The organism is Streptomyces nanshensis, from assembly GCF_001751255.1.
Taxonomy (GTDB): Bacteria; Actinomycetota; Actinomycetes; order Streptomycetales; family Streptomycetaceae; genus Streptomyces; species Streptomyces nanshensis_A.
Genome location: NZ_LJGW01000694.1, coordinates 1 through 7469 on the forward strand (window position 1 = coordinate 1; position 7469 = coordinate 7469).

Annotated in this window: 5 protein-coding genes; all 5 read right to left on the reverse strand. The window is 72.4% G+C overall.

Features of this window, described 5'->3' with window-relative positions:
* Positions 1–66: 66 nt before the first annotated feature.
* The 5 genes from AN218_RS32015 to glgC all read right to left on the reverse strand — a co-directional run bounded on the left by AN218_RS32015 (position 67) and on the right by glgC (position 7057).
* Entirely contained in the window at positions 67–2166 is a 2100-nt protein-coding gene (locus AN218_RS32015) for a TerD family protein (RefSeq protein WP_070020529.1), read from the reverse strand.
* Positions 2167–2325: 159 nt separating this feature from the next.
* Entirely contained in the window at positions 2326–4101 is a 1776-nt protein-coding gene (locus tag AN218_RS32020; protein WP_070020530.1) for a sodium:solute symporter family transporter, read from the reverse strand.
* The gene (locus AN218_RS32025) at positions 4098–4661 is read right to left on the reverse strand and encodes a DUF485 domain-containing protein (protein ID WP_141747781.1); all 564 of its coding nucleotides are present in this window, start codon (positions 4659–4661) and stop codon (positions 4098–4100) included. The genes AN218_RS32020 and AN218_RS32025 overlap by 4 nt, the downstream gene beginning before the upstream one ends.
* A 338-nt stretch (positions 4662–4999) precedes the next feature.
* Positions 5000–5716: a phosphotransferase gene (locus tag AN218_RS35010; protein ID WP_079132820.1), complete on the reverse strand. Its 717-nt coding sequence runs from the start codon at positions 5714–5716 to the stop codon at positions 5000–5002.
* A gap of 120 nt (positions 5717–5836) precedes the next feature.
* Complete coding sequence (glgC, locus tag AN218_RS32035) at positions 5837–7057, reverse strand: glucose-1-phosphate adenylyltransferase (RefSeq protein ID WP_070020532.1); 1221 nt, start codon at positions 7055–7057, stop codon at positions 5837–5839.
* Positions 7058–7469 lie beyond the last annotated feature (412 nt).

A 7469-nucleotide genomic window follows, 5' to 3' on the forward strand; every position in this document is an offset into this window, starting at 1 on the left:
CCCGCGCCCCTTCCGTGACAGCGCGGGCCGGCCGCCGCCGTCAGTCGCGGCCTCGGGTCGTACGGGTCACCGGAGGGCCGACGGCTGCTGCTGCCGGGGCGCGCTTCCCCGCGCCGTCCGGGAGCGGTCCAGCGGAGCCACCACCGTCGTACAGAACCGGTCGACGGCCTGGTCCACGCTGCGGATGAATCCCGACTCGGCGTTGCCGCGGGTGCCGCCCATCCCCTTGAACAGGGAGAGCCGGAAGCCCGTGATCCGGACGTCGTCCTTGGGGAGCATGTCGCCCGGCTCGGGACGCAGTCTTTCGAGCGTGCCGCGCGGGCCGTTGGCGGCGTCCGCCAGCAGCGTCTCGATGTGCAGATCCGCCGGAGCCTCGGCGAGCTGACGGGTGAGGCGCTTGGCCCAGGTCAGCGGGTAGCCCTGCTCGGGTGCCGGTACGTCGAGGGACGTGCGCAGCCGTGCGGTGCGCAGATCTGCCGTCAGGGCCAGGACGCCCTGCGTGCCCTCGATGCGGAGTTCGGCGAAGAGGCGTCCCCTCTCGCAGAGTTGGTCGGCGAGCGCCGTACGGCGGGCGACCGGGTCCCGCCGCGTCGCACCGCGCTGAACGGGAAGGACCTTCTGGCCCAGTTCGCCGCCGAGCCGGAGGCATACCTGCCGAACCAGCCGCTCCCAGCTCTCCACGACGTCGAGCGCACGCGGATCGCCGTGGCTGAGGGTCTCGTCGTCGATGCCGTTGCGCACGGGGACCCAGGCGGGGCCCATGTTCTGGAAGCCGTGGCAGCCGGAGTTGTCGTGGCTGAGGTAGAACAGCAGCTCCTGGAGCAGCCAGGCGTGGGAGGCGCTGCTCACGCCCTCGTGGTGGATGAGCATCCGGGCCTGGTGCGCCACTTCCGCCCACGACAGGTGCCACAGGGCGACCTTGTGCTTGCGGCGCCCGTCGATCTTGACGTCCACGACCGAAGTGCCGTCCAGCGCCACGTCGTTGGAGAGCGTGATCACGGCCTCGTAGCCGCGGCGGGTCGCGATGTCGACGTACTCCTGCACCTGCCGCGGCTGCACGGCGGCGCCGTTCGTCTTGCTCTCCAGCAGGGCCGTCCAGAGCTTTCCGGCCCGTTCCACCCGGATCACGCCGTCGGGGCGGCGCGGGGCCTCTCCGTTCGGCAGCACGACTTCGACGTACGTCTCCATGCGGCCGGCCGGGGCGCCGAAGGGGGCGGTGAGGCGGCGGCCGAACTCGGGGACCTGGGCCATCACCGAGAGCAGTACGGACGTCGCCCGGGCCTCGCGTTCCCGGTCGCTCTTGAGGGAGGAGACGGGGAACAGGCTCGCCCTGTGCCACGAGTCGTTCTCGGCAAGGGACTTCTTCTCGGCCTTGGGCAGCGTGATCTTCTTACGCGCCGTGCGGGGGCGCCGGGGCAGCGGCTGCTCGGGGACGGACGCGGGGACGGTGTCAGGTACGGGTACGGGCACGGCTGCGGCTGCGGCTGCGGAGATGGGGGTGGGGGCGGGCGCGGGAATCGTCACGGACAGTCCGGCGGCCGTGGTCGGCCCGTCGCCGGGCTCCCCGTCCGTCCGTTCACTGTCCGCCGGCTCGTCCTCTGCCACCCCGCCGTCCGGCTGCTCGTCGTCGACGTCGATCCCGAAGTCGGTGGCGAGGCCCGCGAGTCCGGTGTCGTACCCCTGCCCGACCGCCCGGAACTTCCACTCCGCGCCCCGCCTGTAGAACTCGCCGAAGACGATCGCGCTCTCGTCGGCGGCACCGACGAGTGTGTAGCCGAGCAGCCGCTCGCCTCCCGCGTCCGTCACCGTCAGCCGGAGGTCGTCCAACTCTCCGAACCGGCCTCCCTCGTACCGGCTCGCCGCCACGACGACGTACGAGACCCCGGGTGCGATCGCGCTCAGGTCGAGACTGACGCGGTCCTCGCTCCCGTCGATCGTGGGCGTCGTACCGAGGACCTGCACGCTTCCGTCGTGTGCGCTCGGGTTGTTGTAGAAGAGGAAGTCCGCGTCACTGCGAACGCGTCCGTCTGGTGCCAATAACAGGACGGAGACGTCGGCGTCGCCGTTCCCGTCGTCGCTCGTCCACGTCAGGCCGACCGTCACCGCGTCGGCGTCGTCGCTCAGCGACGCCAGACTGACGTTGGCACCCTTGGTCATCTCCAGCATCGGCCCACCCCCAAGAGAACCTCCGCGGACGCACGAGAGGCAGAGAGCCTGGTGTGTCCGTTACGTACCTTTGTACGTGGATGAACCTTAGCGAGTGATCCGTCAACTTGGTTGAGTACAGCACGAATTGTGACCTTCGGCCTCGGCGGCGCTCGGCCGTCAGTCGCGCCCCCGGGTCGTACCCGTGAGCAAGTCCCCCGAGGCAGAGGGCCGTTGGGCCCCCTGTTCCCGGGACGTGGCCGAGGGCGACGCGGAAGACGAGGACGGAGTCCGCGACGCGGAAGCGGAAGCAGAAGGGGAAGCGGACGGGGACGGGGACGGGGTGAGGCGGGTGCCCGTCCAGGCGAGGAGGAAGGACACCGGGACGCTGACCAGGCCCGGGGCGTGCAGGGGGAAGACGGCCCAATGGGCGTCCGGGAAGACGGACTCGGGGCTTCCGGAGACCGCCGGGGAGAGGGCGAGCAGGGTGAGGGCGACCAGCGTGCCGCCGTACACGCACCAGCGCAGTCCGCGCAGCGTGAACCGGCGGCACAGCAGGGCGCAGCCGAGCGCGGGGAGGACGACGGTGGCGGCCTCGGTCCAGCTCAGGGTGAGCCAGAACTGCGCGCCGGCCTCGCGGCCGAAGACGGCGAGGGCGATGCAGACCGCGCCGACGGCCCCGAGCGCGATCCGTGCCCGCAGGGGACGGGGCCGCGCCCCCGGAGCGCCGGGATTTCGCTTGCCCGGGTGGGCGTGCCGGTGGCGTCCCATGTCGAGGACGACGGCGGCCGATCCGGAGAGCAGCAGGACGGAGGCGGAGGCGAGCGCGGCGAGGAACGCGGCGCAGGCGATGAACGTCAGCAGCGTGCCGGAGCTGCCCGGCCTTGCGGGGTCGCTCCCGTCCAGGCCCGCGGCGAGCAGCAGCAGATCGTCGCCCCCGTGCGGGCCCGCGCCACCGGAGCGCTGCGCTCCGGCCAGGGCCTGTACGCCGTGACCGACGACCCCCGCCGTGACGCACAGCAAGAGGACGGCGATCACGGCCAGGCTGCTGGAGCGGCGCGCGGTCTCGGCCGTACGGCTCGTCGAGAGGCGTGTCAGCAGATGCGGCAGGAAGGCCGCGCCCAGCAGCACTGTGAGGGCGAGGCTGAGGGTGTCGAGCCGGCCGGTCAGATCGGTGCCGAAGAGGCGGCCGGAGGCGAGATAGGCGGCCTCGCCGATGCCGCTGCCGTGGGCGGCGCGGCTGACGACCGCGCCGTGGTCCCAGCCGAAGCGGGCGAGGACGAGCAGGGCCAGCAGCGGCACGAGGAGCAGAAAGCCGACGGCCTTGAGCGTCTGGAACAGCGTCGAGCCCCGTGCGCCGCCGATGGCCGCGCAGGCCAGAATGAGGATGCCGGTGAGCGCGATGCCGGCCATCGCGCCGTGCTCGCCCGGAAGTCCCATGACGGCGGCGGTGATTCCGCCGACGGGGACGAGCTGGGCGACGAGCAGCGGTACGGACACCACGAGCGTCGCGACACCCGCCGTACGCCGGGCCGGGCCGGGCGGCAGACGGCGGGCGAGGATGTCGCCGAGCGACCGGCCGGGGCCGAACTCCCGTGCCGCGGGCAGCCGTTCGGCCAGCAGGACCTTCAGGAGCAGCGGGGAGAGGGCGGTCGCGGCGACGATGAGGATGCCGTCGTGGCCGCCGGTGGCGACGATGCCGCAGAGGAAGAGCAGTCCGGCGGCGGAGACGAAGTCGCCCGTCAGGGCGAGCCCTTGGCGCAGCGCGCCCGCAACTCCCGTAGTTCCCGAACCGCCCGTACCGCCTGTACCGGTGGACGACCCGCGCTGCGCGAAGAAGTCCTCTGCGGCGTCGCGCAGATCGGGGCTGTTGAGCATGGAGAGGAAGAGACAGCCCGCGAGGAAGACGAGGAAGACCGACATCGCGAGCGCGCCCGCGTCGGTGAGCGAACTCATGTGGCCGCCCGCGCCGTTGCGGCCGTACGGGCGGTACGGCGGGGCCCGTGGGCGGAGGCACGGTGGGCGCCCTGCGTACCGCGTGACTCGTCCGCACCGCGGAACGCGCGGGCGGAGTCGAAGGCGTTGAACGCGGCGGGATCGGCGGGACGGGCCTGCTCCTCGGCCGGTTCGGCCGCGGCCGGCTGGCGGGTCACGACGCGCTGGGCGAGCGGCTCGACGTGGCGGCGCGCATGGCGGTCGTGGCGGTAGACGCCGATGACGATGGCCGACACCTGCGTGAGGACGCCGAGTTCGAGGACGCGGACGCCCTGGAAGACCTCCGTCGTCAGCAGACCGGGGAGGAAGCAGGACACCACCGCGTACGCGGCGAAGACGCCGAGCACGAGGCCCAGTCCCCGGGTGAGCTGGACGCGGCGCGCGGCGGTGAGCGCCTCGCTGGAGGACCCCGTCCGGTAGGCGGACCGCATCGAATCCCGTCGGAGGAATCCCGAACTCCCGTGTCCGGCGGCGGAGTTACGGGCGGTCTGCCGGGCCCGTCCGCGGGGTTGTACGGACATGCCGGGACGACGGGGGAAAGTCAAGGATTCTCCAGCGGGTGAATGCGGGCAGCCTGATGCGCCGAGACACGGGGGAAGGCCGCGAAGAGGCCGGTGATGACCGGGCAATTACCGGCGGTTACAGCAGTGTAGGACCACGTTTCGTGATCACGGAAGGGCTGTCTGTGAAGGGGACGGTGAAGGTACCGTGCCGGGGCGCTCACAGGGGGCGTTGGGCGGGGTGAGGGTCAACGGGGAGTCGTGACAGGGGTGTTGAGGGCTGGTCGTCAGGTCACCGGCCTGGCGCCCGCGCCCCGCCCTCGTACGTAGGGAGCACGCCGCCCGTACCGGCGCCGGCGTCAGCCGCCCGCCCCCAACTCCCCGTCCACCGCCGCCGCGTGCTCGCGGAGCCAGACGATCTCGCGGTCGAGCCAGGAGCCCGGAGGCGCGACGCGGCCCGCGGCCTCGTGGAAGGCGCGTTCGGCCTCGACGCGGGAGGCGATGCGGGCGCCGAAGGCGTGGCGGTGTTCGTGAGGGAGGCCGTAGGCGTCGAGGAAGGTGCGCAGGAGGGCGAGTTGGCGGGTCAGCGGCGCGGCGATGTCGGCGCCGAGGAGCCAGAGCCAGGCGGCGTAGGCGAGGTCCCGCACGCGCGGGCCGGGGGCGGCCTGGTCGAAGTCGAAGGCGGCGGCGGGGAGTCCGTCGACGAAGGTGACGTTGAGCGGGGAGAAGTCGTTGTGGCAGACGGTCTCCTCGCCGTCCGCCAGGGGCGTTCCCGCGGTCGCATCGTGCAGACGGCGCAACAGCCGTGCCGCGGCGATGAGTTGGGCGGGCGACCAGTCGCGGGCCTGGAAGGACGTACGGGTCTCACCGTGCTGGAAGCTGAGGATCTCGCGGCCGCGGTCGTCGGTTCCGAGGAGTCGCGGCGCGGCGTCGCAGCCGGCGTCCTCCAGGTGCCGCAGCAGCCGGTGCACGAACGGCGAGTGCGGTCCGACCGGCCGCCGCACCGTGTCCCCGACCCGTACGACGCCCTCTGTGATCCGGCCCCCGGTCAACGGAATCTCCAGCTCGGCTGCCATACGCGTCAGCGTAACCACCCGGACGGCTCGGACCGCGGACCACGAACCGCTGGTTTTCCGCCGCGAGTTGGGCGGCGGCACCCGCGCCCGTACGCCCCCGTCCCCGCCTCGTGCCGCGCCTCACGTCCGTACGTGCTGCCCCTTGCCCAGGGCGACGATGCCCTCCGCCGACACCGTGCAGTACTCCGCGTCGTGCTCGCCGTTGACGCCGACCGTCGCGCCCTCGGGCACCACGACGTTCTTGTCCAGGATCGACTGGCGGACCACGGCGCCGCGTCCCACCCGTACGCCCGGCAGCAGGACCGCGCCCTGCACCACCGCGCCCTCCTCGACCACGACGCCCGGCCCCAGCACCGAGCCGGTGACCTGGCCCGCGATGATCGCGCCCGTGCTGACCATCGACTCGCTCGCGATGCCGCCCGCGACGAACTTCGCGGGCGGCAACTGCGCCTGGTTGGTGAAGATGGGCCAGGCGCGGTTGTAGAGGTTGAAGACGGGCTCGGGCGAGATGAGGTCCATGTGCGCGTCGTAGTACGCGTCGAGGGTTCCCACGTCGCGCCAGTAGCCGTGGTCGCGTTCGCTCTCGCCGGGGACCTCGTTCTCGTCGAAGTCGTAGACCTGCGCCTGCCCGCGCTCGGTGAGCAGCGGCAGGATGCTGCCGCCCATGTCGTGCACGGACTCCTCGTCCTCGGCGTCCCGGCGCAGCGCGTCCAGCAGGACGTCCGTGGTGAAGATGTAGTTGCCCATCGAGGCGAAGACATGGTCCGGGTCGCCGGACTGTACGGGCGGGTCCTGCGGCTTCTCCAGGAACTCCCGTACGCGGTCGCTGCCCTGCTCCGTACTGATCACGCCGAACGAACTCGCCTGCTCACGCGGCACCTTGATGCCCGCGACCGTCACGCCCGCGCCGCCGGAGATGTGCTGGCGGAGCATCTGGCGCGGGTCCATGCGGTAGACGTGGTCGGCGCCGAACACGACGACGTAGTCGGGCTGTTCGTCGTGGATGAGGTTGAGCGACTGGTAGATGGCGTCGGCGCTGCCCATGAACCAGCGGGGGCCGAGCCGCTGTTGGGCGGGCACGGGCGTGACGTAGTCGCCCTGGAGGCCGGTGAGCCGCCACGTCGTGGAGATGTGCCGGTCCAGCGAGTGCGACTTGTACTGGGTGAGGACGGCGATGCGGGTGATGCCGCCGTTGACGAGGTTCGACAGCACGAAGTCCACCAGCCGGTAGACGCCGCCGAAGGGCACCGCCGGTTTGGCGCGGTCCGCGGTGAGCGGCATCAGCCGCTTGCCCTCGCCGCCGGCCAGCACGATGCCCAGTACGCGCGGTCCTGCTGCCATCCCGAACCCTCCGCCGCCTGTTGTTCGCGGCCGCGCGTTGTGCCCGGCCGCCGATCTCGCCGTCGCCCGCGCGGGCGGACGAACGGTGCGGATCGATCCCGTAAACCCGTTGTACGCACGATTGTGCAGCGGCAAACGTCTATCAAGGGGGCGGACGGGACGCAGGGGGCTCGCGGGAGGAAAGGTGCGCCCGTCAGACTGCACGGCACGAGCGGGGCGGGCACGGCCGGACGGTCCCGGACCTGGGCGGACGGCGACCGAGCGGAGCGGCCGGGGACGGACGGCTGCCCGCGACGCCGTACGGGACGCCCGCCGCGGGCAATCCGCGGGCGATCCGCGCGGGAGGCGGCAGACGCGGCAAGCGACACGGGCGGGGGCATGGGCAGCGGTGCGGGGAAGGCGGGACGGGAGG